Source organism: Streptomyces lateritius, assembly GCF_014649715.1.
Classification (GTDB): Bacteria; Actinomycetota; Actinomycetes; order Streptomycetales; family Streptomycetaceae; genus Streptomyces; species Streptomyces lateritius.
In genome coordinates this window covers 129,823-154,706 of sequence record NZ_BMTO01000009.1, presented here as the reverse complement: position 1 = coordinate 154,706, position 24,884 = coordinate 129,823, and the positions used below count along the sequence as shown (strand labels likewise).

Annotated in this window: 22 protein-coding genes, 1 pseudogene and 1 riboswitch; of the genes and pseudogenes, 14 read left to right on the top strand and 9 right to left on the bottom strand. The window is 68.5% G+C overall.

Going from position 1 to position 24,884, the window contains the following annotated elements; genetic code table 11:
- Window positions 1-43: 43 nt before the first annotated feature.
- Together IE136_RS19890 and IE136_RS19885 are read left to right on the top strand one after the other, a co-directional pair.
- The gene (locus tag IE136_RS19890) at window positions 44-1,126 is read left to right on the top strand and encodes a Gfo/Idh/MocA family protein (protein ID WP_158987662.1); all 1,083 of its coding nucleotides are present in this window, start codon (window positions 44-46) and stop codon (window positions 1,124-1,126) included.
- The gene (locus IE136_RS19885; protein ID WP_189600989.1) at window positions 1,123-1,611 is read left to right on the top strand and encodes a heme-degrading domain-containing protein; all 489 of its coding nucleotides are present in this window, start codon (window positions 1,123-1,125) and stop codon (window positions 1,609-1,611) included. Before IE136_RS19890 ends, IE136_RS19885 begins: the two co-directional genes overlap by 4 nt.
- A gap of 74 nt (window positions 1,612-1,685) precedes the next feature.
- Here the strand turns inward: IE136_RS19885 and IE136_RS19880 are convergent, their stop codons facing one another.
- From IE136_RS19880 to IE136_RS19865, 4 genes are all read right to left on the bottom strand, one after another.
- On the bottom strand, window positions 1,686-2,543 hold the full coding sequence (locus tag IE136_RS19880; RefSeq protein WP_189600988.1) for a fumarylacetoacetate hydrolase family protein: 858 nt from the start codon (window positions 2,541-2,543) through the stop codon (window positions 1,686-1,688).
- 225 nt (window positions 2,544-2,768) lie between these two features.
- Complete coding sequence (locus tag IE136_RS19875) at window positions 2,769-3,446, bottom strand: YidC/Oxa1 family membrane protein insertase (RefSeq protein WP_158987665.1); 678 nt, start codon at window positions 3,444-3,446, stop codon at window positions 2,769-2,771.
- Window positions 3,447-3,528: 82 nt separating this feature from the next.
- Window positions 3,529-3,837, bottom strand: a complete 309-nt coding sequence (locus IE136_RS19870) for a DUF6412 domain-containing protein (protein ID WP_229818972.1) — start codon at window positions 3,835-3,837, stop codon at window positions 3,529-3,531.
- Window positions 3,838-3,886: 49 nt separating this feature from the next.
- Window positions 3,887-4,687: a class E sortase gene (locus IE136_RS19865; RefSeq protein ID WP_189600987.1), complete on the bottom strand. Its 801-nt coding sequence runs from the start codon at window positions 4,685-4,687 to the stop codon at window positions 3,887-3,889.
- A gap of 63 nt (window positions 4,688-4,750) precedes the next feature.
- Here IE136_RS19865 and IE136_RS19860 point away from each other — a divergent pair, with 63 nt between their 5' ends.
- The 11 genes and pseudogenes from IE136_RS19860 to IE136_RS19810 all read left to right on the top strand — a co-directional run bounded on the left by IE136_RS19860 (window position 4,751) and on the right by IE136_RS19810 (window position 17,768).
- Window positions 4,751-5,761, top strand: a complete 1,011-nt coding sequence (locus IE136_RS19860; RefSeq protein ID WP_189600986.1) for an SEC-C domain-containing protein — start codon at window positions 4,751-4,753, stop codon at window positions 5,759-5,761.
- 28 nt (window positions 5,762-5,789) lie between these two features.
- Window positions 5,790-6,296, top strand: coding sequence for a very short patch repair endonuclease (locus IE136_RS19855; RefSeq protein WP_308432433.1), 507 nt, complete (start codon window positions 5,790-5,792; stop codon window positions 6,294-6,296).
- A 210-nt stretch (window positions 6,297-6,506) separates the two neighbouring features.
- Window positions 6,507-9,062, top strand: coding sequence for a Z1 domain-containing protein (locus tag IE136_RS19850; RefSeq protein ID WP_189600984.1), 2,556 nt, complete (start codon window positions 6,507-6,509; stop codon window positions 9,060-9,062).
- Window positions 9,059-10,087 carry a PD-(D/E)XK motif protein gene (locus IE136_RS19845; RefSeq protein ID WP_189600983.1) on the top strand — a complete coding sequence of 343 codons (1,029 nt, stop codon included), beginning with the start codon at window positions 9,059-9,061 and terminating at the stop codon, window positions 10,085-10,087. Before IE136_RS19850 ends, IE136_RS19845 begins: the two co-directional genes overlap by 4 nt.
- Before the next feature lie 206 nt (window positions 10,088-10,293).
- Window positions 10,294-12,051 (top strand): hypothetical protein, encoded by a 1,758-nt coding sequence (locus tag IE136_RS19840; RefSeq protein ID WP_189600982.1) that lies wholly within the window; start codon window positions 10,294-10,296, stop codon window positions 12,049-12,051.
- An 89-nt stretch (window positions 12,052-12,140) separates the two neighbouring features.
- Window positions 12,141-12,944 (top strand): hypothetical protein, encoded by an 804-nt coding sequence (locus IE136_RS35825; RefSeq protein WP_229818970.1) that lies wholly within the window; start codon window positions 12,141-12,143, stop codon window positions 12,942-12,944.
- Complete coding sequence (locus IE136_RS36600; RefSeq protein WP_308432432.1) at window positions 12,944-14,662, top strand: DNA cytosine methyltransferase; 1,719 nt, start codon at window positions 12,944-12,946, stop codon at window positions 14,660-14,662. The genes IE136_RS35825 and IE136_RS36600 overlap by 1 nt, the downstream gene beginning before the upstream one ends.
- A gap of 9 nt (window positions 14,663-14,671) precedes the next feature.
- On the top strand, window positions 14,672-16,024 hold the full coding sequence (locus tag IE136_RS19825; RefSeq protein WP_189600981.1) for a DNA cytosine methyltransferase: 1,353 nt from the start codon (window positions 14,672-14,674) through the stop codon (window positions 16,022-16,024).
- Window positions 16,025-16,120: 96 nt separating this feature from the next.
- Window positions 16,121-16,450 (top strand): annotated as a pseudogene (locus IE136_RS19820) (adenylyl cyclase); the annotation flags it as partial.
- A gap of 226 nt (window positions 16,451-16,676) precedes the next feature.
- A complete protein-coding gene (locus IE136_RS19815) occupies window positions 16,677-17,414 on the top strand; it encodes an excalibur calcium-binding domain-containing protein (RefSeq protein WP_229818969.1) in 738 nt (245 codons plus the stop codon).
- Window positions 17,415-17,465: 51 nt separating this feature from the next.
- Window positions 17,466-17,768, top strand: a complete 303-nt coding sequence (locus IE136_RS19810) for a hypothetical protein (protein ID WP_158987669.1) — start codon at window positions 17,466-17,468, stop codon at window positions 17,766-17,768.
- A gap of 139 nt (window positions 17,769-17,907) precedes the next feature.
- On the opposite strand, the gene IE136_RS19805 is transcribed toward IE136_RS19810, so the two are convergent.
- From IE136_RS19805 to IE136_RS19790, 4 genes are read right to left on the bottom strand one after another with little or no spacing between them, the layout of a single operon-like run.
- Window positions 17,908-19,284 carry a DUF445 domain-containing protein gene (locus tag IE136_RS19805; RefSeq protein ID WP_158987670.1) on the bottom strand — a complete coding sequence of 459 codons (1,377 nt, stop codon included), beginning with the start codon at window positions 19,282-19,284 and terminating at the stop codon, window positions 17,908-17,910.
- 17 nt (window positions 19,285-19,301) lie between these two features.
- Window positions 19,302-20,327 (bottom strand): ABC transporter ATP-binding protein, encoded by a 1,026-nt coding sequence (locus IE136_RS19800; protein WP_189600980.1) that lies wholly within the window; start codon window positions 20,325-20,327, stop codon window positions 19,302-19,304.
- A 2-nt stretch (window positions 20,328-20,329) separates the two neighbouring features.
- Complete coding sequence (locus IE136_RS19795; protein ID WP_373309096.1) at window positions 20,330-21,253, bottom strand: ABC transporter permease; 924 nt, start codon at window positions 21,251-21,253, stop codon at window positions 20,330-20,332.
- On the bottom strand, window positions 21,246-22,046 hold the full coding sequence (locus IE136_RS19790) for an ABC transporter permease (protein ID WP_189601079.1): 801 nt from the start codon (window positions 22,044-22,046) through the stop codon (window positions 21,246-21,248). The genes IE136_RS19795 and IE136_RS19790 overlap by 8 nt, the downstream gene beginning before the upstream one ends.
- Window positions 22,047-22,200: 154 nt before the next feature.
- Between IE136_RS19790 and IE136_RS19785 the strand changes: the two genes are divergently transcribed.
- A complete protein-coding gene (locus IE136_RS19785) occupies window positions 22,201-24,339 on the top strand; it encodes a transglycosylase domain-containing protein (protein ID WP_189600979.1) in 2,139 nt (712 codons plus the stop codon).
- A 60-nt stretch (window positions 24,340-24,399) separates the two neighbouring features.
- Here IE136_RS19785 and IE136_RS19780 read toward each other — a convergent pair whose 3' ends face one another.
- The gene (locus tag IE136_RS19780) at window positions 24,400-24,720 is read right to left on the bottom strand and encodes a DMT family transporter (protein WP_158987673.1); all 321 of its coding nucleotides are present in this window, start codon (window positions 24,718-24,720) and stop codon (window positions 24,400-24,402) included.
- Window positions 24,721-24,753: 33 nt separating this feature from the next.
- Window positions 24,754-24,835, bottom strand: a riboswitch (guanidine-III (ykkC-III) riboswitch).
- Between the last annotated feature and the right edge of the window lie 49 nt (window positions 24,836-24,884).

Here is a 24,884-nt window from a genome sequence, read left to right as displayed (position 1 = left end):
CCCCGCGCTTGCACTTTGGCAACAGCGTTGCTTAAGTGGATCCATGACTGGCACCGACCCCGCCCCCCTCCGCGTCGGACTCGTCGGCTACGGCCTCGCGGGCTCCGTCTTCCATGCCCCGCTGATCAGCGCCACCGAGGGCCTCGCCCTCGACACGGTCACGACCGGCAACCCGGAGCGCCAGGCCCAGGCGCGCGCCGCGTACCCCGGAGTCCGGGTCGCCGAGTCGCCCGAGGAGCTGTGGGCGCGGGCGGACGAGCTGGATCTGATCGTCGTCGCCTCCCCGAACAAGACGCACGTCCCGGTCGCCACCGCCGCGCTCGAGGCCGGTCTCCCCGTCGTCGTGGACAAGCCGGTCGCCGGCACCGCCGCCGAGGCGCGCGCGCTCGCCGCCCTCGCCGAGGAGCGGGGCCTGCTTCTCTCCGTCTTCCAGAACCGCCGCTGGGACAACGACTTCCGCACTCTCCGCGCCCTCGTCGCGGACGGCTCGCTCGGGGACGTCCAGCGCTTCGAGTCCCGGTTCGAGCGCTGGCGCCCGCAGCTCAAGGGCGGCTGGCGCGAGTCGGGCGCGCCGGAGGAGATCGGCGGCCTGCTGTACGACCTGGGCAGCCATGTCGTCGACCAGGCGCTGGTCCTGTTCGGCCCCGCCGTGCGCGTCTACGCCGAGTCGGACGTCCGCCGCCCGGGCGCGGAGGCCGACGACGACACGTTCCTCGCGATCACGCACGCGAACGGCGTCCGTTCCCACCTCTACGTGAGCGCCACGACCGCCCAGCTCGGCCCCCGTTTCCGGGTTCTCGGCTCCCGGGCCGGATACGTGAAGTACGGCCTCGACCCCCAGGAGGCCGCCCTGCGCGAGGGACTGCGTCCCACGCCGGGTGCGGCGTGGGGCGTGGAGCCGGAGTCGATGTGGGGCGTCCTCGGCGCCGGCGAGTCCCCGCTCACCGGCGGCGGTACACCGGTCGAGACCCTGCCGGGCGACTACCCGGCGTACTACGCCGGCGTCGCCGCCGCCCTGCGTGGCTCCGGGGACAACCCGGTCACCGCCCATGAGGCCGCCGCCGCGCTCGACGTCCTGGAGGCGGCGAAGCGCTCCGCCCGCGAGGGAATCACGGTGACGCTGTGAGCACCGACGCCCCGAAGGTCCCGGGGATCCCCGAGCTGGAGGCGCAGGAAGCGCGCCTGACCCTCCCCCACTTCACGTACGAGGACGCCTGGACGCTCGGCGGCATCCTCGTCGGCCTGGCGCGCGAGCGCCGCGCACCCGTCGCGATCGACATCCGGCGCGGCGCGCAGCAGCTCTTCCACTGCGCGCTGCCGGGGTCGAGCGCGGACAACGACGCCTGGATCGACCGCAAGCGGCGGGTCGTCGAGCGGTACGGCGAGAGCTCGCTCCTCGTCGGCACCCGCTTCCGGGCCAAGGGCACGACGTTCGAGCAGTCCTCGCGCCTCGACCCCGACCGGTACGCCGCCCACGGCGGTTCGTTCCCGGTCGCGGTCGAGGGCGCGGGGGTGATCGGCTCGGTCACCGTGTCGGGGCTGCCCCAGGCCGAGGACCACGCGATGGTGGTCGAGGCACTGGAGCGCCTGCTCGGCGACCTGACGTCCTAGGCCGTGTCCGTAAGGTCCCGCCTGCCCTGCGGGCAGACGGCGCTACTTTCCGGACACGACCCAGGGTTTCGGTTTCAGGCGTCCTTGAGCGCCTGACGCTGGCGCCCGAGCCCCTCGATCTCCAGTTCCACGACGTCACCGGCGCGCAGGTAGGGCTTCGGCTCCGGCTGTCCCATCGCCACGCCCGCCGGCGTACCGGTGTTGATGATGTCGCCGGGGTGCAGGGTCATGAACTGGCTGACGTACCGTACGACCTCCGCGACCGGGAAGATCTGGTCGGAGGTGTTCCCGTCCTGCTTCAGCTCGCCGTTGACCCACAGCTTGAGCGACAGCACCTGCGGGTCGGGCACCTCGTCGGCCGTGACCAGCCACGGGCCGAGCGGGTTGAAGGTCTCGCAGTTCTTGCCCTTGTCCCAGGTGCCGCCGCGCTCGATCTGGAACTCGCGCTCGGAGACGTCGTGGGCCACCGCGTAGCCGGCGATGTGGGCGAGGGCCTGCTCGTCGCTCTCCAGGTAGCGGGCCGTACGGCCGATGACGATGGCCAGCTCGACCTCCCAGTCCGTCTTCGTGCTGCGGCGGGGTACGAGCACGGTGTCGTCGGGGCCCACGACGGTGTCGGGGGCTTTGAGGAACACCACCGGTTCGGCCGGGGTGGCCGCGCCGGTCTCGGCGGCGTGGCCGTGGTAGTTCAGCCCGATGCACACGACCTTGCCGATCCGGCCGACCGGCGGCCCGATCCGCAGTCCGGTCGCGTCGAGTGCGGGAAGCACGCCGGCGGCGAGGGCGGCCCGTATCCGGTCGAGTGCGGACGCGTCGGCGAGCAGGCCGCCGTCGACGTCGTCGACCAGGGCGGACAGGTCTCGCAGGGTTCCGTCCTGGTCGAGCAGAGCGGGACGCTCGGCACCCGCCGGACCGACTCGCAGCAGCTTCATGGTCTTCTCCCTGTGGTCGAGGTGGGCCCGGGGAGCGGGCCCTGGTGAGCCCCGGCCGATGGAGTGCGGCCATCGGATGGATCGGAGGGTTGGTCGATCCTCCAAGAGATACGACCACTCGGCAAGACCCCGTTCACACCCTGGACCCTTACCGAGTGGTAGCTCTCCCCTTGCCGGCTTCCCGGCTTCCCGGCTTCCCGGCTTCCCGGCTTCCCGGGCGGAGGGTCAGAGCAGCAGCGCCCGCTCGACGACGGTCCAGGTGGTGCTGGTCACGATGTAGAGCGCGGCGGCGAGCGGTACGACGGCCACGGTGACGAGAGTCCCGTACGCGAGCAGCGGCATCACCTTGGCGAGGGTCGCGGCGCCCGGTCCCTCGGGCAGGGTTCCCGCCGTCTCGGCCATCTGCCGCTTCGTACGCCGGAAGCTGTACGTGGCCACGGCGGCGACGATCGCGAACAGCGCGACGTACACGAGTCCGGCGGGGCCGAAGGGGCCGCCGGCGGTGAGCGCGTCGGTCCAGCGGTCGCCGAGCGGGGCGGCGAACAGGCTGTGCCCGGCCATCCGGTCGCCGGCGAACAGGTAGTACATGAGAAGGAACGCGGGGAGCTGGAACAGGCTCGGCAGCATCCCGGAGAACGGCGAGACGTTCTCGCGGGCGTGGAGCTCGCCGACCTCCTTGCGCAGCCGCTCGGGGTTCTTGCCGTGCTTCTCCCGCAGTGCGGCGAGCTGCGGGGCGATGCGGGTGCGGGCCTTCTGGCCACGGGCGGCGGCCCGTGACAGGGGGTGGATGGCGAGCCGGACGAGCGCGGTGAACAGGACGATCGCGGCGGCGGTCGCGGCGGTGGCGAACAGCGGCTGCAGCAGGTCGGCGAGGCGCTCGACCAGGGTGGCGAAAACGGACATGGGAGCCCTCCGAGGGGTCTCGTCGTGCCGGAAGACGTACGGGTCGGCATGACGGAACCGCGCAGGAGGTTTCTCTCGTTCGCTACGCGGCCGTCGGGAGGGGACGGCCGGGCGCTCGGGGGCGGCTGCGGCCCGCGGCGTCGGGGTCGCGCTGCGGCAGGAAGGCGGTACGTCGCTCGCGGTCGCGCAGGGCGGTCCGTACCCGCGTCGGGGGGACGGACGCGGGCGCCGTGGCACCGACGAGGGCGGAGACGACGGCGGCCGCGGCGAGGGCGAAGGCGGCGGAGACCGAGCCGCCGGGCCCGTCGGAGAGAAGCAGGTCGGTGACGGCGAGCAGGAAGAGGAGCGGGGCGAGCGTCCCGAGCACGCGCGGGAACAGATCCCTGACCACGCCGCGCCCTCCTTTCGCCGTTCTCTGTCTCTCAGCCGTTATACACGATCTACATACGATCATCCGTGCGAAGGAGCTTGGCCCAGACGACGAGCCGGTAGACGGAACTGAACTCGGGCGTGCAGGTGGTCAGAGTCAGGTAGGAACCGGGGGCGGAGTAGCCGTAGGAGGGCTTGACGAGGGAGCGGGGGACGGGCTGGATGACGCCGGTGTCGCGTGGAGCGGTCTGCGGGAGCACCTGATCGACGCGGTAGACGTACTCCCTCTGCCTGGTCCGCACACTGATCTCGTCGCCCGCCCGGAGCCGGTTGATGTACCGGAAGGGCTCGCCGTGGGTGTTGCGGTGCCCGGCGAGGGCGAAGTTCCCGGCACGTCCGGGCGCGGCGGTCCCGGGGTAGTGACCGACGTACCCCTTGTCGAGGACGGACCGCTTGCCGATGCCGCGGGCGACGGGGACGGTGAGCCCGATGCGGGGGATGCGGAGGACGGCGTAGGCGGCACGGGAGGGGGTGGCCGTGGGCTCCGTGACTGACGGACTCGTGACGACCTCGGGCCGGGGCTCCGGCACCGGCTTCGGCCCCGGTCCTTGCTCCGGCTCCGGCTCTTCCTTCGCCTCGGGCTCGGGGCCGGGTGATCCCTCCCACTCCCGCTCGAGGACACGGACCTGTTCGGTGGCCTGCGCGCGGGCCTGCTGGTTGGTCCACCAGAGCTGGTGGACGACCAGGAGAAGGAGGACGACGCCGCAGGTGACGACGGTCTCGGCGCACGCCCAGAGGACGCGGGCGGGCACACCGCGCACCCCGCCCGTCTGGACGACGACCGGCACTCGGTCCCGCACCCTGTCCCGCACGCGGGGCACGATAAGCGCTGACGCGCCAACTCTCCAGGGCCGTACAGCAGTACGGTGGTCGGCATGCGCCCCGACACACCTGCCGACCACACCACCGAAGCCGAGCGCCTGCTGCGCACCGCCGCGCAGTACCCCGAGGACCAGGAGCCGCTGCTCCTCCAGGCCGCGGCCCACTTGGAACTTTCGGGCGACCGGCCCAGGGCGACGCACTTGTACGACACCCTCCTCTCCGCCGACCCTTCGCAGCCGCACCTGATCCGGGCGCTGAAGGCGGCGAACCTGTGGGAGTACGGCCACGAGGCCGAGGCGAGGGCGATCATCGAGGGCGTCCGGGCGTCGGGGCCGCTCGACGCGGCCCCGTGGGAGATCGTGGCGGAGACCCTCGAATCCCATGACGAGCTGGAGTCGTCGGAGGAGATCTTCTCGGAGGCGGCGCGGCTCCTGATGCGCTCGGTGAAGGACGTACGAGAGGTTCCGCACCCGACCAGGTCGCTGCTGACCAGCCGCCACCGGGTCCGCCGGATGCTGGCGCTCCCGCACGACGACTGGGACACCCTGGCGGACACCCTCCACACGGCGGACGTCCCCCTGGACGAGCTGCACGACCCGAAGCGCCTGTGGTCCCTGGGCTCCTCGGACCCGGCGGAACTCCAGGCCGAGATCATCCGGCTCCGCAGCGAACTGGGCTCCTACCGCACGGCCCTCTCCCGCCCCTTCCCGGTGGCGGTCCTCCACTGGCCGGAAGCGGAACTGGACGAGCTCCTGGCGTCGTACCCGGAACTCGAATCCGAGTACCCCACCTACCGCGCCCACCTCACGGACATCGAGGCCTCGCTGCGCGAACTGGCCCAGGCCGGCACGCCCAACCTCGGCATCGTCCCGGCCACGGTCCCCTCCTACGAGGCCTTCGCCGCCTCCGAAGCCTCCTCCCCGGCCAACGCGGACCTCCTCCCCCAATACGCCACCACCCTGGCCGCCCGCGGCCGCGCCCTGGCCTGGCCCCCGTCCCGCAGCGCCCCGTGCTGGTGCGGCTCGGGGAGGACGTACGGCGAGTGCCACGGGGGCACTGAGTAGCAAAGGAGGCCCCTGGCTCGAGCCGAGGATGACGCCCTGGCCCGGCCTGGGCATACTCGCCATGAGGAAACAGATGGCCGCCAAAGAAGAATCCCCAAGTGCGTCGTGGGCTTCAAGCACGGGGACACGGCGCAGCATGCAGTCGAACCGGGGCCGCGACACACGACCCGAGCTCGCTCTGAGGAGCGCCGTGCATGCCCTGGGGCTCCGGTACCAGGTCTCGAAACGGCCCATCCCCACAGTGAGGCGCACAGCCGATCTCGTCTTCACGCGTGCGCGTCTGGCCGTATTCCTAGACGGATGCTTCTGGCACGTGTGCCCGGAGCACTTCACGGTCTCCAAGACCAACGCGGAGTACTGGGCGACGAAGGCGAAGCAGAACCCCGCACGGGACAGGCAGACGGATCGCCTTCTTCAGGAAGCGGGCTGGGCCGTGTTGCGCGTGTGGGAGCACGAGAATCCTCGGGAAGCGGCCGCTCGCGTGCGACAGCTGTACGACAGCCGTATTGGCGAGCGCAGCCAAAAGCGAACCTGATCCGCATATCGGCCCATAGTGGGCGCGTGGGCGAGCAGAATCGCGCCGGCTGGCAAGATCGCCGCCCTGTTTCGATGCCGGTCGCGCCTCGTATTGTTGCTTCCTGAACGATGGTGACGTACCGGTTACACACCGCCATTGGTGTCGATGACTGGAGCGACCCCTGGTTCGGCAGACCAGAACGAGTGATGACGGGGGGCGGTCACCTCAATGACCGGCACGATCGACGACATGTACGAGACCTTCAAGGCTCTCCTCGATACGTTTCCCCCTTCGGAAGCGGTCAAGCGACTGCAACAGTTCGGCATCGACGCGCAGACGATCCAACGAATCCGTGATCGACACGAGCAGCAGACCATACGCATCCGGGAGCTTGAGGAGCCCCAGGCGGTCGTCCTGGGAAACCGAGACACGTGGTACACCGGCCCGCAGGCGAAAGACAAATGCTGGCCGGCGATCGTGGAGATCCTCCGTAAGGACGGCTGGCCGGAGAGTCCCGCGATCAAGAGCCTCGACGACTCTTCCACCCGAGTGGTCTCCCTCCTCAACCATCCCAAGGAACGGGCCTTCTCGACTCGGGGTCTCGTCGTCGGATACGTCCAGTCCGGCAAAACCACGAACTTCACCTCGGTCATAGCCAAGGCCGCCGACCGTGGATACAAGCTGTTCATCGTTCTCGCCGGCGTTCACAACGGACTGAGGCGTCAGACACAGGCTCGACTGGTGCAGCAGCTTGTGGAGCCAAATCCTGCCATGTGGTCGCAGTTGACCGGTCTGGACAGGGACTTCACTCCGCAGGAGAACCCGGCGTCCTACTTCGGGAAGAGCAACAAGACCCGCGTGCTCTGCGTGGTCAAGAAGAACGCTACGGTCCTGCTCAAGCTGGCTCAATGGCTCGAGAAGGCGTCCGACTACCTCCAGGACTGTCCGGCTCTCATCATCGACGATGAGGCCGACCAGGCGACCGTCGCCACGAAGTCGATCAACCCGCTGATTCTCAGCATCATGGATTCGCTGCCGAAGAGCGCGTATGTCGGCTACACGGCATCGCCGTTCGCGAACCTGCTCATTGATCCGAGTGCCGCAGACCTTTACCCCAAAGACTTTGTCGTCAACCTGCCGAAGCCTGAAGGGCACTTCGGCACCGAGGTGCTCTTCGGCCGCTACGCGTTGGACGGCGAGGACCCGGACCAGGTCGACGATGGGCACGACATGATCAGGTCGGTCCCGAAGGACGACATCCCGTGCGTTCGTCCGGCGACGAAGGCAGACGTCGAGGGGTTCGAGCCGGTACTCACGGACACCCTTCGATCGGCAATCGAGTACTTCTGGCTTGCCACGGCCGCCCGCCGCGTGCGCGGGACCGGGAACCCCCACAACACGATGCTGATTCACACCAGCGTCAACACAACGGTGCACAACAGCTTCAAGAGGCCCCTTGAGCACCTTCGAGAGCGGACGGCGGACTCCCTGGCGGACCCGGTTCTCGTCTCCCGGCTGCGTGACCTGTGGAACCGCGAGACGGCCCGGGTTTCCGCCGAGGAGTTCGGCGAGACAAAAGTGCCCTTCGATCGGCTTCTCCTCGAACTGCCAGGTGTCCTCGACAGCTGCCGCGTCATCATGGACAACTCCAGCAGTGAGGATCGTCTGGACTACGAGAACGGCCCCGTCGTGGCGATCGCCGTAGGCGGCAACACGCTGTCGCGAGGTCTGACGCTGGAGGGGCTGTCGGTCAGCTACTTCGTTCGCGCGGTTTCGGCATACGACACCCTGCTGCAGATGGGGCGCTGGTTCGGCTTCCGCAACGGATACGCCGACCTCCCTCGCATCTGGATGACGGATGAACTCGCGGAGTGGTTCCGCCACCTGGCGACCGTCGAGACCGAAATGCGCCGCGACATTGATGTCTACATGACCGAAGACGAGACTCCGCTTACCTTCGCGGTACGTCTGCGGACGCATCCGGCGCTGCGAGTGACCGCCGCCGCCAAGATGCGCGACGCGGTCACAGCCGCCTCCTCGTATGGCGGCAAGCGGGTGCAGACCCACTACTTCCACACCGATGCTGCATGGCTGCGCGGCAACATCGATGCGGCACGCTCGCTCGTCGCGGCGTCGGTTGCGAACGCGGTAAGAGCGGAGGAACGCCCTAATGAGAGCAGGTTCATCTTCCGCGATGTGCCATACGACCTCGTGATCGACTTCCTATCCACCTACCGATTCCACGAGAAATCTCCCGAGAACGACGCGGAACTGCTCACTGGCTACATCCGAAAGCGTGTGGCCACCGCCGATTCACTGCGTCGTTGGAACGTCGCCATCGTCGGCAGCATGAGGGGAGACGACTTCACGTTCGCGCCCGGTGTGACTGTGGGCCGCAACAGCCGTGCCCGTCTGGCCCTGTCCCATCCCACGCCGGACTTCGCCGACATCAAGACCCTGATGAGCCCCCGGGACGCCGCGATCGATCTGAGCGGAGACATCGCGAAGCTCAACGAGAAGGGCATCATGGACCGGCGTCGCCTTGAGCTCCCCGACACCGGTCTGCTGGTCCTGTACCCCATCGACAAGATCTCCGAGCCCGCCCCGTCGAAGAAAAGGGCACGTGCGCCGCTGAACGCCGAGGAGCACGTCATCGGAGTCGGCCTGGTCTTTCCCGCGCCTCTTCACGGCGACAGCACCGTGGAGAAGTACATCTCCGCAGACTTGTCCAGCGTGGGACTTGAGGACGAGGACTACAGCATGCTCGACAGCGAGGACGCGTGAACGAGGACATACTCCGCGACCTCGTCGAGGAGAGATGGTCGGCGCTCGAAGCCGCGCAGCCCTCCGATGAGGGGCGGCTGCGCGTTGCCCAACTTCCCGTCGCGGTCGAGCACGGCAGCCCGCTGGCGGTCGGAATCGACCACAACGGATGCCGTCATGTGCTGGTCCCCATCACCGCCAACCGGAAGGTCCGACCCGGGATCGACGGCCCTGTGCTCCGTCTGCGCAGACGGTCACTGGAGGACGAGGATAGCTACCAGACCTACGCGGATCTCGCGTGTCTGCGCAGCGACCTGAACGATCTCTTCACCGAACTGTGCGTCGACGTGGTCGAAGCGGCTGAGAGACTGCCCGAGAACCCGGTCAAGGCCCTGCACCATGTCCTCGACAGATGGAGAGCGCTCCTTCAGATGCAGGGAGCGCCGCTGACCGGCGAGCGACTCGCCGGGCTCTTCGGAGAGCTGACGGTTCTCAACCGTCTGCTCGCGAGGGACCCGAGCGCGCATCGGCTCTGGCAGGGCCCCACAGGGCATCGACACGACTTCTCATCAGGCCGCACAGCTCTCGAGATCAAGTCCAGCACCTCCGCGGAAGGTCGGAGGCCGCGCATCCATGGACTCGATCAGCTGGATGTCCCGAGCGACGGAAGTCTGAGCCTGGTGTGGCTCCGCCTGTCGCGGTCGACCGGCTCCGGCTCGGGCATTCCCTTCGTCGAGCTGATCGACCGCGCGCTGCGACTCTGCGACGACGAAGGATCGCTCCTCGAACTCCTCGCAGCCGCCGGATACCACCCGTCGGACGCCGAGCGTTACCGCGGGGAAGGCTTCGCGGTCGCAGAGGAGAGGTGGTACGACGTCACATCCGACTTCCCGGGGCTGACGACCGGGCGCCTCCTCGCCGCCGGCCTGCCGTTGTCTGCGATGGATGTCGAGTACACGATAGATCTGTCCGGCGAGGCCATCTCGCCTCTCACACACACCGAGGTGTCCCAGGTGGTCGAAGACATGCTCCGGGAGTCGGGGTGACGTCGCCGCGCTGGTACTCCCAGCCCTATCCGCCCGAAGGGGCGAGCGCCGCGGAGGGAATCCGCAAACAGCTCGGGAGCCCCGAACTCGATCTACTCACCGTCCTGGTACGGGAGTCGGCCCAAAACAGTTGGGACGCACGTCTCACCTTGTCGCCCACTCCCGTCGACTACCGAATCGACATTTGGACCGTTGGTCCGGCGCATATGAGCACGTGGCGCGACGCTCTGCTGGCCGGAGCGCCCGCCGGCACGGAGAACTTCCCCCTCCGCGAGACGATCAAGAATGGTTCGGTTCGCGTACTCGCCGTCTCCGACCGCGGAACAAGGGGCCTTGGCGGTCCGACCCGGGCGGACAAGGCCGTAGGGCCGGAGAGGGATTTCGTTTCGTTCATCCGCAATATCGGGGAGCCTCGGGACAAGGTACTGGGCGGCGGTACCTACGGATTCGGCAAGGGCATCTTCTATCTGCTGTCCAAGCCGGGGACTGTTCTCGTCCACACGCGCTGCCGCACGCCGAAGGGCGGGTTCGAGACGCGATTGATCGGCTGCACTCTCTGGGAGAGCTACGTGGCGGTCGAGGGGAACGGCGATCGCCGGTTCACGGGGCGGCACTGGTGGGGCGACACGTCAGGTGACGTCGTAGAGCCGCTGGTGGGCAATGAGGCCGAAGTCATGGCCCACCGCCTCGGATTGAAGTCCTTCGGCGCCGATGAGACGGGGACCAGCCTGATCGTCGTCGATCCGAACCTGGACGAGCTCACCCCGACCGACGCTGTCGACTACCTCGCCGAGACGATCACCTGGCACCTTTGGCCCAAAATGATCGCCGTCGGCGATCGACCGCCGGCCATGCGCTTCTCCGTGTCCTGTGACGGAGTCGAACGCGCCGTTCCGGATCCGCGCGAAACCCGCCCCCTCGACATGTTCGTCGCGGCGTACGAGGCGATGACGGGTCCCGAGGGACTCGACCTTGAGTGCCGTAAGCCCAAGCGGCATCTCGGGCGTCTGGGACTCGTGAAGCGGATCAGACCTCCTATGGAACCAAGCCGCGCATCGCTTCTGCTGGACATCGACAACCTCGTGCATCACGTCTGCCTGATGCGCCCCGCCGAACTCGTCGTGACCTACCGGCCCGGTCCGAAGCCTCCTAGCGAGAACCAGGGTTACGCAGGTGTCTTCCGAGCAGACGAGGCTCTCGACGAGGTCTACGCGAAGGCAGAGCCTCCCACGCACGACTCTTGGAACCCGCAGTCGCTGGAGAGACCGGGAAGCACCTTTGTCCAGACCACGTTCCGACGTATCGACGAGGCGCTGGACGGTCTGCTCTCCCTCGAAGGCGTCGCACGACCGGGAGCCAGCAACGTCGCCTTGGGTGCAGCCTCCTCGCTCTTCTCCGGTCTAGTGGGGGGCGCGTGGGGAATCGGAGGGGCCACGGCGTACACCACGCCAGGCTCAGAGTCCCGTTCCGCACAGGCTGCCGAGTCGGGGAGGGGTTCGTCTGCGGGCGGAGCCGGCGCGCTGTCCCGTTCGGCCGACTCGGCGGCATCGCCGACGACGGAACTTGAGACCTCCGGAACCGGCTCCGCACGGGGACACGTCGACGGCGAAAACGGCCCACACCCGCGACGCCCACGCGTGGTGTACGTCGGCGACCCCTATTTCGACGAGAGGGGCGATGTCTCCGTCCTCGTCCAGGAGTTTCATCTGCCTGTGTCGGGGCTTCAGCGGGTCCGGGCTGATCTGGCCGTCGCACTACCGGGAACCGGAGGCCGCGAGACGGATCCGCCGATCGGGGCGAGCATGCCCGCTCTGATCGGTTGGGAGGACGGTGACGGGAGCCTCCACGCCTCCGAGACGTGTGTGGTCGAAGGCGGCGAGACTCCCTGGCGTGCCCTCGTACGTCCCGCACCGGACACCGTGACCGAGATCGCCATCCGTGTGGAGGCGGTGCATCACCAGTGACTCGACGTATTCTCCCCTATCGGGTCCCCTCCCAAGACGTTGTCGCAGCCGGCGCGTGGCGACTGGTCGTCGAGGACGGAGAGGTGGCAATGCCGGAGGCACTGCCCCACTGGGACTACAACACGGACCTCACACTTCGGCGGACCGTGCATGTGGATCTCGATCGCGCGCGCGCCCAGTCCGGGCTCCCCGGCAACGCACTGCTCATGCTCTCGACTGTATGGACGGCCACAGGTTCCAACCTCAGCGGACCGGCACAACATCTCCGTCTGTCCGAGGGCGGAGTGCAGGACATAGAGATCGGCTTCCGACTCTCGGGTGCCGATCTCGGAGGGCTGCTCCTCCTGGACACGGCCCTCGTGCTCGCGGCACGCCGCAGCGATGCCCGCCCGTCGTCTCCCCGGCGCGCCGGCTCCGTGCTCTGGAGCGATCGGGAGTCGCTTCGCCTGCAAGGCGACGCACCTCAGTTCCCCATGGCCGTGATCGACTTCGCGCGCACTTCGTTCCCCGAGGGCGCTGCCTGGCATCTGCAGATCAGTGGCGAGCTCGACAACGCCACGATGGGTTCGCTTCTACTCCTCGTCAACGAGCAGAACAAGGTGACGGCCGTCGCGTTCGAGAACGCTCACCGACCCCGCCCCGTCGACCGAATCGTGCTCTCCGCGGTCTACGCGGACGTCGCCCGGAGCATGATCGAGCATGCGCTCGACAACCAGGACTTCGCGGAAGACTCCGACTTCCCCGACGGTTCCCTGGGCGCCACGCTACTGAGCCTGTTCGATCAGCTCTTCCCAGGACAGACCATCACCGACGTCCGACTGCGCCGGCGGCAGTCTTCTGCTCTCTTCGCCTCAGATCTGCAGGCGGCGGTCAAGATATTCGAGGTGCCATGATGAGCTTCCTCTACCCCCGGTTGCTCGCCCCCCAAGCCCGGACCCTTTTCGAGGAGTTGCGAACGCTCACCCTACGTGAACTGGGCGACCGGGCGGCTCTCACTCACGAATCATCCGTATACGTAGCTACCGGCGGTGACCGGGTTCGCGTCGAGCGACTGCGAGAACTGCGCGCGAATGTCGTGGACCTCGCCAAGCATGCTGGTTTCCCCGATGCCGCGGACCGAACTCGCAACACCGAGTTCGACCTTCGCCTCGCTGCACTCCTGCATTCAGAGATGGGCATGGTGCCGGCCGAGGCCGCGTCTCGGGACGTGTGGGCATTCCTCGCGCTCGTACTGCTCCCCGATGTCGCGTTCTGGCGTTACCCGAATCCCCCCCGGGACCGGATCCTCGGAACAGACCTGACGCGGCACGTCTTCGGCCGGCTGTGGTGGCGCGCACAGCTCGTCCGTTCCTCCGGCGATCCGGATCCCTACAGCGCTTTGAGCATCCTCGGCGAGGCCGCCTTCGATCAGATCTACGCCCGTCGTGCGGCGTTGGGCGGAAGCCCTCACACGGTCCGGGCGATTCTCCATGTATGGAAGGAGCTAGACCTACGCGGCCGTAACGAGCGGGAGACGCTCCGCGACTTCCTAAAGCGACTCCTCCGTCTCGCGCCCTTCGTCCTCTTCGACGGGATCGACGGGGCGGCCCTTGAGCAGGAGCTGCGCGCCGTGGCGCTGGAGTCGGTCGAGGCCCTACGCCCTGCCTCCGCCCTGAACCCCCAGCGCTTCACTTCGCTCGAAATCTGCGCAGGCGCGGGAGCACAGGCCCTCGGCCTCGAGCAGGCGGGCTTCGACCCGCTTCTCCTCATCGACAGCAAGGCCGACGCCTGCTTCACCATCGATCTCAACCGTCCTGCGTGGGATGTCGTATGCATGGACATCGTGGACTTCCATCCGAGCATGCGCCCGGATATTTCCGGAGTCGACCTGCTCAGCGGTGGGCTCCCCCGAGTGAGGTCACCTGCCACCGCAGCGCGTTCTGAAGATCTGGAGGAGTTTCGAGTACTTCGGGCGGCGATCGATCTGGTCCACAGCATCAGGCCGAAGTCCGTACTCCTGGAGAATGTGCCGGATCTCGTCATGAGTCCGTCGTTCGAGGCCGATCGTGCGTGGATCGAGGAATCGCTTCAAAGCGCCGGATATCGCTCGACCTGGCGGGTGCTTAACGCCTCGGACTTCGGCGTGCCGCAGAACCGAAGCAGCGGTTTCCTGGTCGCCATGCAAGAGCCCTACTTCTCTCGATTCTCCTGGCCGGAAGCCCACGGGACGCCGCCCCCGACGGTGGGGAACGCGCTCGGGCCTTCAATGGCCTCCCGCGGCTGGCCGGGGGGAGAACAGTGGATGAAGAAGGCCGACCGGATCGCCCCCGCCCTGGTTGGGGGATCGGACAGGCGAGGAGGAGCCGATCTCGGTCCCACCGGTAGCAAGAAAGCCTGGGCTGCTCTGGGGGTGAATGGAAACAGCCTCGGCGATGAACCACCGGGGCCGGACTTCCCCGTCGGCGATCACCCGAAGCTGACCGTCGAGCAGGCTGCGAAGATCCAGTCGTTCCCGACGGGCTGGCGGTTCGCCGGTGGCAAGACCTCAAGATACCGTCAGATAGGCCATGCCATGCCGCCTCCTCTCGCGACCGCCGTCGGACATGCCCTCGCATCGGCCTTGCGCAGCTAAGATCGCTCCATGCGCGCGCCCCGTCCCACCATCCATGAGCCCATCACCGTTCTAGATCTTTTCGCAGGCTGCGGTGGCTTCACCCAGGGATTTCACGAGTTCCGTCCGGTCGGGGCGCAGGAAGTTGGCCCGGTCTTCCACAGCATCGCCGCGGTAGAACACAACCGGGCGGCAGCCGCCACCTACGCGGTGAACTTCGGAAGCGGTCGTCCCGACAAGAGCCTTCCGGAGTCCCGGGTCTACTACGGCGATATCGAGGGTTGGAAGCCGCAGCCGGGCGATCTCCAAGCGGATGTCGTCGTCGGAGGCCCTCCCTGTCAGGGCTTCTCCGCCTTGAACCGCAAGAAAAAGGGCAGCGAGCGCAACCGCCTTTGGGAGGAATACGTTCGGATCGTCGCCACGATCCGTCCGAAGGTCTTCGTCATCGAGAACGTCGATCGCTTCCTCAAGTCGAGCGAGTTCCAGAACCTGCTTCGCGAGGTGGGGACAGGAGGGCTGCTGGCCGAATACCGGCTTGTCGATCCTCCCGGCCATCAGCCGTCCGACACCGAGGAGCAGAAGACCAAGCGCTACCTCCTCAACGCCGCAGATTACGGTGCTGTTCAAGCTCGTCGCCGCGCCATCGTCATCGGCGTACGTCGCGATATCGACAACGGCCGGGCCATGACCTATCCCTCGCGGACGCATGTACGACGCCCCAAGAATGTAGAGCGGATTCCGGGTCAGCAGTTTCCCGGGATCGATGGAGGGCTCGATTATTGGAGGGCCGTGGACAGCGTCTTCGACGAGTCGAAGGAACTCGACATAAGTGGCACCGAGTTGCCAGACGGCAAAGATCACATTTCGGAGGTCGACGCTGTCGTCCCCGGAGTCTTCACTACAAGGGATCTACACTTCGGCCGCAATCCGGAGACACTCTCAATCGCGCGCTACCTCGCCATCCCCGAAGGGGGAAACCGCAAGGATCTGCGCAACAAGTGGTACACCGTCGACGAGTCCGGCAAGATTGTATTTTTCACTTCGCCGACTCCATCGGGCGTGAAGACCCCGGTGAGGTACCTTTCGACCGAGAGCTGGGACAATCACAACACCGGCACCGGTGACGTCATGGGACGCCTACGCCTTGGTCAGCCTTCGGTCACGATCAGGACCGAGTTCTTCAAGCCCGAGAAGGGGCGCTACCTGCATCCGGAGGACGGGCGGCCGATCACCCACTACGAAGCCGCCCGCATCCAGGGATTCCCCGTCGAATTCCGCTGGTGCGGCTCCAAGACGGAGATCGCTACGCAGATCGGAAACGCCGTACCTATTCCCCTCGGCAAGGCCATAGCGTCCTCCATCTACGACTTCCTCCGCGGCTGACAGTGGCTGGCGAGGTCGGGTGCGTCGGCAATTCCCGATGCGTCCAACTGCACCCAGCCGCGCGGAACGCCGTCTGCTACCGACCGCAACTGCCTCGATCTGCACTCCATGGCCGACATCCTTCGCCGACTCGGCCTCACCGAGGTCCGCTACCAGGAGAACTACCGCGAGGAGTGGCGCCTGGGCGAGGTCGCCTTCGACCTCGACACCTGGCCCGACCTGCCCACCTTCTTGGAGATCGAAGGTCCCGACGAGGCATCGGTCCGGCAGGCGGCGGCCCTGCTCGAACTGGACTACTCGGAAGCGCGTTTCGGTAGCGTCGACGAGATCTACAAGAGTGAAGCGGGCCGCGACATCCTCGCCGAGCCCACCCTCCTCTTTACTGGTGTCGACTGCGGACAGACAGCGTCTGAACTGCCACGATGAATTGAGCTTCACGAGAAGTTCACGATTCCACCTCGGCTCGCCCTCATCCGTGGCAGCATCGGTGGCTTCTCCATTACCGGAAGGCCTTGGGGGGCTTGTTGTGCGTGCGGGAGAGATACGTCGCTGCCAGAGAGCGCTGATCGCGTCGGCTGTAGCCGTGGGGGCGCTCGCGGGGTGTGGTGGGGGCGGCGGGGGCAGTGATGCCAAGCCGGCTGCGGCCACGTCGGTGAGTGCGGCAACGAGTGCTGCGCCGACGGCGGGAGGCACGCTCAAGCTGGTCGACGACGAGGAGAGCGCGCAGGGCGCGCGGCTTGTCATCGCCGTGCTGGCCAACGACACCGCGGCCAAGGTCGCGGGTGGGGAGCACAAGCCGCTCACGAGCGTCCTGGAGGAGAGTGAATACGAGCTGACCGTCCATTCGGAACCCGGCCACGGCAGCGTCGAAGTCGACGGCGTCACCGTCCAGTACACGCCCGAGGCCGGGTACAGCGGTGAGGACGAGTTCGTCTACCGGGTGGAGCCGAAGGACCCCGGTACGGCGGGGGGCACCGCCGTCGTACGCATCACGGTCACCGCGCCCAGCCCCACGCCGACACCCACACCCGCCCCTACCCGTACGAAGAGAACAACGCCTCCCGCGGTCTCCTACCAGAACTGTGATGCCGCCCGGGCCGCGGGTGCCGCCCCCGTGTACCAGGGTGATCCCGGATACGGGAGCCATCTCGACCGGGACGGGGACGGGGTGGGATGTGAGCCCTACTCCGGAGGCTCCGGGTCCGGCTCCGGGTCCGGGTCCGGCTCCGGCTCCGGGTCCGGGGGGTCGACCGGTGGAGGCGGTGGCAGTACCTCCTACGAGAACTGCTCCGCCGCCCGCGCCGCCGGCGCCGCTCCCGTGCACCGGGGTGACCCCGGGTACGGGCGGCACCTCGACCGGGACGGGGACGGGGTCGGCTGCGAGGGCTGAAGTTAGGCTCGTAGGAAGCAGAAAGACGGAAAGCGCACGAAAGGCGATCCCATGCCCCGCATCCCTTCCCCCGCCATAGCCGCCGTCGGTCTCGTCGGGGGGTACGCCGTCGCCCGCTGGACCCAGAAGCGGGCGCTCGGGGGCGTCGTGCTCGCGGCCGCCGGTGGGGTGGCCGTGCGGGAGTGGCGGCGGGAGGTCGGAGGGATGGGGGCCGCCGGGCTCGCGGCGGGGTATGTGGCCGCGTTCGCCGGGTCGCATCCGCTCGCCAAGAAGGTCGGGGCATGGCCCGCGGTGTTCGCCGTCGCCGGGGGGATGGCCGGCGCCTCCTGGGCCGTCACCCGGAACAAGGGCTGAGGGCCGAGGATTTCTCGGGAGGGTTGAACGCTCCGGGTGCGGCGCGCGTATTAACCGGCACCTCCCCCGCCGCGCACGGCACGGGCCCCCTACCACCCCCCGTGCGCGGTCCACCGGCGCTGGGTGGCTGAGCCGGAACTCAGCCGCCCAGCGCGTGGCTCACCGTGTAGATCGCCAGGCCCGCCAGCGCGCCCACCACCGTGCCGTTGATCCTGATGAACTGCAGGTCCCGGCCGATGTTCGCCTCAATCTTCTTCGAGGTCTGGTTGGCGTCCCAGCCCGCCACCGTGTCGCTGATCAGGGACGTGATCTCGTTCCGGTACGTCGTCACCACGTACGACGCCGCGTCCTCCACCCAGCCCTCCACCTTCGCCTGCAGCCGGGCGTCCGTCACCAGGCGCCCGCCCAGGGAGATCAGCGAGGCCCTCGCCCGCAGGCGCAGCTGGCTGTGGTCGTCCTCAGCCGCCGCGATGATCAGGCCGCGGACCGACGACCAGGCCGACGCGATGATGTCCTGGATCTCCGGGCGGGCCAGCAGCTCCCCCTTCAGGCGTTCCACCCGCGCGCGCGTGTCCGTGTCTCCCTGCAGGTCGGCCGCGAAGTCCGTCAGGAAGCGGTCGATCGCGCCGCGCGCCGGGTGCGCCGGCATGTCGCGCATCTCCGTCACGAAGCGCAGCAGCTCCTTGTAGACCCGCTCGCCCACCCGGCGGTCCACGAAACGGGGCGTCCAGCCCGGCGCCCCGCCCTGTACCGCGTCCATCACCGAGTCCGCGTGGAAGACCAGCCAGTCGTGCGCCCGCGCGCAGACCAGGTCCACGGCCCGGTGGTGCGCCCCGTCCGCGACGATCCTCTCCAAGGTCTTGCCGATGCCCGGCGCCACCTCCGCCGCCTCCGCCCGTCGGGTGATCGCCTCCCCGACGACCGCCTGGACGTCGGAGTCCCGCAGTACCGTCAGCGCGCCCCGCAGCGCCGTGGCGAGCTCCCCGGTGACCCGGTCCGCGTGGGCCGGTTCGGCGAGCCACGCCCCCAGCCGGCCGGCGATCCCGAGCGCGTGCAGCCGTCCCCGTACGACGTCCGCCGACAGGAAGTTCTCGCCGACGAACGACCCCAGCGTGGCCCCCAGCTGGTCCTTCTTCGTCGGGATGATCGCGGTGTGCGGGATCGGGAGACCGAGCGGTCGCCGGAACAGCGCCGTCACCGCGAACCAGTCCGCCAGCGCGCCCACCATGCCGGCCTCCGCCGCCGCCGCCACATAGCCGGCCCAGGCGCCGAGACCCGCCTTCTCCGCCCATGTCGCCAGGACGTAGACGACGGCGACAGCGATCAGCAGGCCCGTCGCGAAGGTCTTCATACGCCGCACTCCGCGCTGGCGCTCCGCGTCCGCCGCCGTGTACGAGAACGCCACGAGGGGGATTCTGCCGCCCTCCCGGGCCGCCCCACCGCCGCCCGACGGCTCCACAGGGCTCCCGTCCCCACCGTCCGACCGCCTCACGTCCTGACCCCTCGTGTCGCTCATCACCTGACCTCCCTACCTCAGGGACTCCCCGCCCGCGCGCCGAGTTCCCGTTCCCCGTACATCTTCGCGATCACGGCCTCGATGTCCGGCTCCCGCACCGACAGGTCCACCAGCGGGTACGCCGCCGCGACCGCCGCCACCACCGGGGCCGCCGACGCCGACGAGGGGAAGGCGAGCCACTGCCTCGGACCCTCCGCCCGTACGAATCGGGCCCCTGCCACCTCGATCGGCGGCAGCTCCCGCTCCAGGTCCACCACCAGCAGCCGCTCGCTCTCCCCCGCCTCGTGCAGCCCGCCGAGCGCCCCGTCGTACATCAGCCGCCCGTGGTCGATCACCATCACCCGCTTGCAGAGCTGCTCGATGTCGGTCAGGTCGTGGGTGGTGAGCAGCACCGTCGTGCCCCGCGTGGCGTTGAGCTCCCGCAGGAACTCCCGCACCCGCGCCTTGGACACCACGTCGAGTCCGATCGTCGGCTCGTCCAGGTAGAGCACGTCCGGGTCGTGCAGCAGCGCCGCCGCGATGTCCCCGCGCATCCGCTGGCCGAGGGAGAGCTGGCGTACGGGGACGTCCAGCAGCTCACCCAGCTCCAGCAGTTCCACGCACCGCGCCAGATTCGCGGCGAAGCGGTCGTCCGGGATCCGGTACATCCGGTGCATCAGGCGGTACGAGTCCTTCAGCGGCAGGTCCCACCACAGCGTCGTCCGCTGCCCGAACACCACCCCGATCCGCTGCGCGAGCCGGGTCCGCTCCCTCGACGGATCGATACCGGCCACCCGCAGCCTGCCCCCGCTCGGGGTGAGGATGCCGGTCAGCATCTTGATCGTGGTCGACTTGCCGGCGCCGTTCGGGCCGATGTAGCCGACCATCTCGCCGCGTTCCACGCCGAAGCTGATGCCGTCGACCGCCCGGACCTCCGACTTCTCCCTCCGTACGAGTCCGGCCTTCCGGCGCACCGAGAAGACCTTCTCGACGTTCTCCAGCTCGATGAAGGACCCGCTGAGGGCCCCGCTGCCGGCCTCGCCGAAGGCCCCGCTGAAAGTCATGCTCAGCTCCCTGTCGATCGGTATGAACGAAGTCCCGCCCGCCACGCGAGGCCCGCCAGCACGCAGCACACCACCGCCACCAGCGGCGACGCGAACACGGTCCAGGCCGGCACCCCCGCCGGGGCGGGCCGCCCGAGGATGTACAGCGCCGGCACCCAGTTCACGAAGGCCAGCGGCACCACGTACACGACGCCCCGCACCAGGTCCTGCGCGAAGATCGACGGCGGGTACTGCAGCAGCGTGTTCCCGCCGTACGTGAAGGAGCTCGTGACCTCGGCCGCGTCCTGCGCCCAGAACAGCGCCGACGCGCCGATCACCATCACCGCCGAGAAGATCAGCGCCCCGCACACCAGCATCACCGGCAGCAGGAGCACCTTCAGCACCGTCCACTCCACATCGAGCAGCACCAGCCCCCAGACCAGCACCAGCAGGCCCTGCAACACCCGCCCCAGCCGCCGCAGCGCGAACTGGTCCGCCGCCACCTGCGCGAGCACCGGCACCGGGCGCAGCAGGAAGGTGTCGAGCGAGCCGAGACGCACCCGTCTGCCCATCCGCTGGAGCGAGCCCATCGTCAGGTCCGCGAGGCCGAACGACGTGCTGGTGGTGCCGTACAGGAACGCGACCTCGGGGAAGGAGAAGCCACCGAGCCCCCGCACCTGACCGAACATCAGCAGGATGACGACGAAGTCGAAGAAGGTGACGGTGAAGCTGGAGAAGAGGGTGAGCGCGAAGGATGCGCGGTACGTCATCGTCGACCGGATCCACATGCCCGCGACCATCCGGTACGTACGCCAGGACTCACCGAGGAGCGACCCTCCGAGGACCGGCGCGAACTCCTCGACCGGTCCGTCGCCCCGCCCCTCGGCCGGCCCCTCGACCGCTCCCTCGGTCTGGACCGTCCCCGCGTCCACCGGGTGTTCAGCCACCCTGCACCACCACCTTCCGCGTCGCCAGCGTCTGCGCCACCCGCCCCGCCGCCAGCAGCACCACCGCCCAGCAGCCCTGGAACGCGAACGCCCCGAGCAGCCCCCACCCCTCGTACTTCTCCAGGTACACATCCGCCGGGACCTGGAGCATCGACGCCCACGGGAGCACCCGCGCCACCTCCCCCAGCGCGCCCGGGAAGACGTTGAGCGGCAGCAGCATCCCGGAGAAGAACAGCCCGCCCAGCCAGGCCACCTGCGCCACGCCCTGACCGTCGAGGAGCCAGAACGCGCTCATCGCGACCAGGTACCAGATGGAGAAGCTGACGATCGAGCCGAGCGCCACCGCCAGCAGGAACGCCGGCCATGTCGAGGGGCGCGAGGGCAGGGTGATGTCGAAGGCGATCGCTCCGACCGTCATCGGCACCACCCCACGGCCGAGCAGGTGGAACGCGGACCGGCCCAGGTTGTCCGAGAACCACCAGGTCTGGAGGTCGGCGGGGCGGTAGAGATCGACCGCGATGTCGCCCGTCCGGATCCGCTCCATCACCTCTTCCTGGAACCCACCACCCATCAGCGCGCAGGTGGCCAGTAGCGCCTGACCGATCCACACGTAGGCGAGCGCGTCCGCCTGGTCGTACCCGCCCAGGTGCGGCCGCTCGTCCCACAGGGCGATATAGGTGTACGACAGGATGAAGCCGAAGACGGTGTTGGTGAACACCCCCGCGGCGGTGGCCATGCGGTACGTGGCATGGCGTCGGAACCCACCCGCGGCAACAGTCATGTAGAGCCGCAGCATCCCGCCCCCTCCGGTCGACACCAAAGCCCACGACCCTAGCGGGGCTCGTACCGCCATCGCGAGTGGATTTCGAGTCGTAATCCAGGCTTCTGTCCTGCTACGTGCAATATGGGTTTCCATGCCTCCTTCATCCGGTACGGGAGCTCCGCCCATGAGCGACGGTCAGCCAGCGCGGCCCGGCTGGGAGCCGAGGGACCCCACCCTCCCCGCCGCACCGCCCGCCCCCTCCAAAGTCTGGACCAATGACAGGAAGCGGCCCAGGCGACGCGTCCTGCGGTGGCTGCTCGGCACGTTCCTGCTCACCGCCCTGCTCCTGACCGGCGGATTCATCGCCGGATACCTGCTGGTCGACATTCCGCCCGCCAACGCCACCGCGACCGCGCAGAGCAACGTGTACCTCTACCAGGACGGCACCCAGATCGCCCGCGACGGCGAGATCGACCGCGAGAACATCCGCCTCGCGCGCGTCCCCGCCCCCGTCCAGCACGCCGTTCTCGCTGCCGAGGACCGGAACTTCTACTCCGACCGGGCCGTCGACCCCAAGGCCATGGTCCGCGCCGCCTGGAACACCGTCACCGGCAAGGGCAAGCAGTCCGGCTCCACCATCACCCAGCAGTACGTCAAGAACTACTACCTGGTCCAGGAGCAGACCGTCACCCGCAAGGTGAAGGAGTTCTTCATCGCCATCAAGCTCAACCGCGAGAAGAGCAAGGACGAGATCTTCGAGGGATACCTCAACACCAGCTACTTCGGCCGCAACGCCTACGGCATCCAGGCCGCCGCCCGCGCTTACTACGGCAAGGACGCCGGTGAGCTCGACGTCACCGAGGGCGCGTACCTCGCCTCGCTGCTCAACGCGCCCAGCGCCTACGACGTGGCCACCCGCCCGGAGAACCGCGCCAGGGCCGTCGCCCGCTGGCACTACGTCCTGAACGGCATGGTCAAGGAGAAGTGGCTCTCCCGCGCCGACCGGGCCGTCGCCCGCTTCCCCACCCCCGAGCCCGCCCGGCCCTCGACCGGGCTTTCCGGGCAGCGCGGCTACATCGTGCAGGCCGTCGAGCAGTACCTCATCGGCAACGGGCTCCTCGACGAGAAGACCCTGGCCGGCGGCGGCCACCGGATCACCACCACCCTGGAGAAGGCCAAGCAAGACGCCTTCGTCACCGCCGTCGAGGACCAGGTGATGTCGAAGCTCGACCCGGCACGGCATCCGGCCGACCGCTTCGTACGGGTCGGAGGCGCGGCGATCGACCCGGCGACCGGCCGGGTCCTCGCCCTCTACGGCGGCGTCGACTACACCAAGCAGTACGTCAACAACGCCACCCGTCGCGACTACCAGGTCGGCTCCACCTTCAAGCCCTTCGTCCTCACGGCGGCCGTCGAGAGCGCCGCGCAGACGCAGGAGGGCGAGCCGATCACCCCGAACACCTACTACGACGGCAGCAACAAGCGTCCGGTGCAGGGCTGGACCGGCGCCGTGTACGACCCGGCCAACGAGGACGACATGTCGTACGGCGACATCTCCGTCCGCAACGCCACCGACAGCTCGGTCAACACGGTGTACGCCCAGATGGCGGTGGACGTCGGCCCCGCCAAGGTCAGGGACATCGCCGTCGCGCTGGGACTGCCCGCGAACACTCCCGACCTCAATCCTTCCCCCTCGATCGCCCTGGGCCCCGCCACCGCGAGCGTTCTGGACATGGCGGAGGCGTACGCCACCCTCGCCAACCACGGCAGGCACGGGACGTACTCCCTCGTCGACTCGATCAGCAAGGACGGCGAGGAGCTGGCGCTGCCGACCTCGGAGAGCAGGCAGGTGGTCCGACGGGAGGCCGCCGACACGGTGACGTCGGTCCTGCGCGGTGTGGTGCAGAGCGGTACGGGTACGGCGGCGCTGTCCGCGGGCAGGCCGGCGGCGGGCAAGACGGGCACGGCCGAGGACGACAAGGCGGCCTGGTTCGCGGGCTACACCCCGGACCTGGCGACGGTGGTCGCGATGATGGGCCAGGACCCGGGGACGGGCGAACAGAAGCCGCTGTACGGGGCGCTCGGCCGTCCCCGGATCAACGGAGGCGGGACGCCGGCGGAGATCTGGGGCCAGTTCACGCGTGAGGCGCTGGCAGGCACGGAGGCGCGGGAGTTCGAACTCCAGCTGCCGGAAGGGATGGAGGAGCCGCTCGACCCCATGGAGCCGTCGCCGCCCGACGCACCCTGGCAGCGGCAGCCGGCGGAGGAAGTAGGACGAGAAGGAGAGGGAGAAGGAAGCGAGGGAGGGGGAGAGGACCGCTAGGTCCGGTCCGGAAGGTAGCGCCGTCTGCCCGCAGGGCAGGCGGGACCGCACGGACACGGCCTAGTGGCCGGAGGTCGCCTTCAGCCCGACCACCGCCACCAGCAGCAGACAGACGAAGAAGATCCGGGCGGCCGTCGCCGGCTCACCGAGCACCACCATGCCGAGCACCGCCGCACCGGCCGCGCCGATACCGACCCAGACGCCGTACGCCGTACCGATCGGCAGCGTCTTCGCGGCGTGCGACAGCAGCATCATGGAGGCGACGATCCCGGCGCCCGTGAAGACACTGGGCCAGAGGCGGGTGAAGCCGTCGGTGTACTTCATACCGATCGACCAGCCGACCTCGAGCAGACCGGCGATGATCAGAAGAACCCAGGCCATGACGACGACACCTCCGCGAGACGGATCAACAGGGGTGCGTCGTCTTTGCCTACCACCGCAGTGGGCCCGGTACGGCGCGTCTCGTCGGGTTTCTCCAGGCTAACAAAAGACATTCAGGACATGCGAAAGACCTGGTGACACCGGTCACCAGGTCTTTCCGTGGA

Coding starts and splice junctions, on each gene's coding strand:
- IE136_RS35825 (WP_229818970.1), top strand. CDS start 12,141: ATGCCGGAGGCACTGCCCCACTGGGACTACAACACGGACCTCACACTT.
- IE136_RS19805 (WP_158987670.1), bottom strand. CDS start 19,284: ATGAGCGACACGAGGGGTCAGGACGTGAGGCGGTCGGACGGTGGGGAC.
- IE136_RS19890 (WP_158987662.1), top strand. CDS start 44: ATGACTGGCACCGACCCCGCCCCCCTCCGCGTCGGACTCGTCGGCTAC.
- IE136_RS19780 (WP_158987673.1), bottom strand. CDS start 24,720: ATGGCCTGGGTTCTTCTGATCATCGCCGGTCTGCTCGAGGTCGGCTGG.
- IE136_RS19860 (WP_189600986.1), top strand. CDS start 4,751: ATGCGCCCCGACACACCTGCCGACCACACCACCGAAGCCGAGCGCCTG.
- IE136_RS19840 (WP_189600982.1), top strand. CDS start 10,294: ATGAGCACGTGGCGCGACGCTCTGCTGGCCGGAGCGCCCGCCGGCACG.
- IE136_RS19800 (WP_189600980.1), bottom strand. CDS start 20,327: ATGACTTTCAGCGGGGCCTTCGGCGAGGCCGGCAGCGGGGCCCTCAGC.
- IE136_RS19825 (WP_189600981.1), top strand. CDS start 14,672: ATGCGCGCGCCCCGTCCCACCATCCATGAGCCCATCACCGTTCTAGAT.
- IE136_RS19850 (WP_189600984.1), top strand. CDS start 6,507: ATGACCGGCACGATCGACGACATGTACGAGACCTTCAAGGCTCTCCTC.
- IE136_RS19810 (WP_158987669.1), top strand. CDS start 17,466: ATGCCCCGCATCCCTTCCCCCGCCATAGCCGCCGTCGGTCTCGTCGGG.
- IE136_RS19880 (WP_189600988.1), bottom strand. CDS start 2,543: ATGAAGCTGCTGCGAGTCGGTCCGGCGGGTGCCGAGCGTCCCGCTCTG.
- IE136_RS19855 (WP_308432433.1), top strand. CDS start 5,790: ATGACGCCCTGGCCCGGCCTGGGCATACTCGCCATGAGGAAACAGATG.
- IE136_RS19785 (WP_189600979.1), top strand. CDS start 22,201: ATGAGCGACGGTCAGCCAGCGCGGCCCGGCTGGGAGCCGAGGGACCCC.
- IE136_RS19875 (WP_158987665.1), bottom strand. CDS start 3,446: ATGTCCGTTTTCGCCACCCTGGTCGAGCGCCTCGCCGACCTGCTGCAG.
- IE136_RS36600 (WP_308432432.1), top strand. CDS start 12,944: ATGAGCTTCCTCTACCCCCGGTTGCTCGCCCCCCAAGCCCGGACCCTT.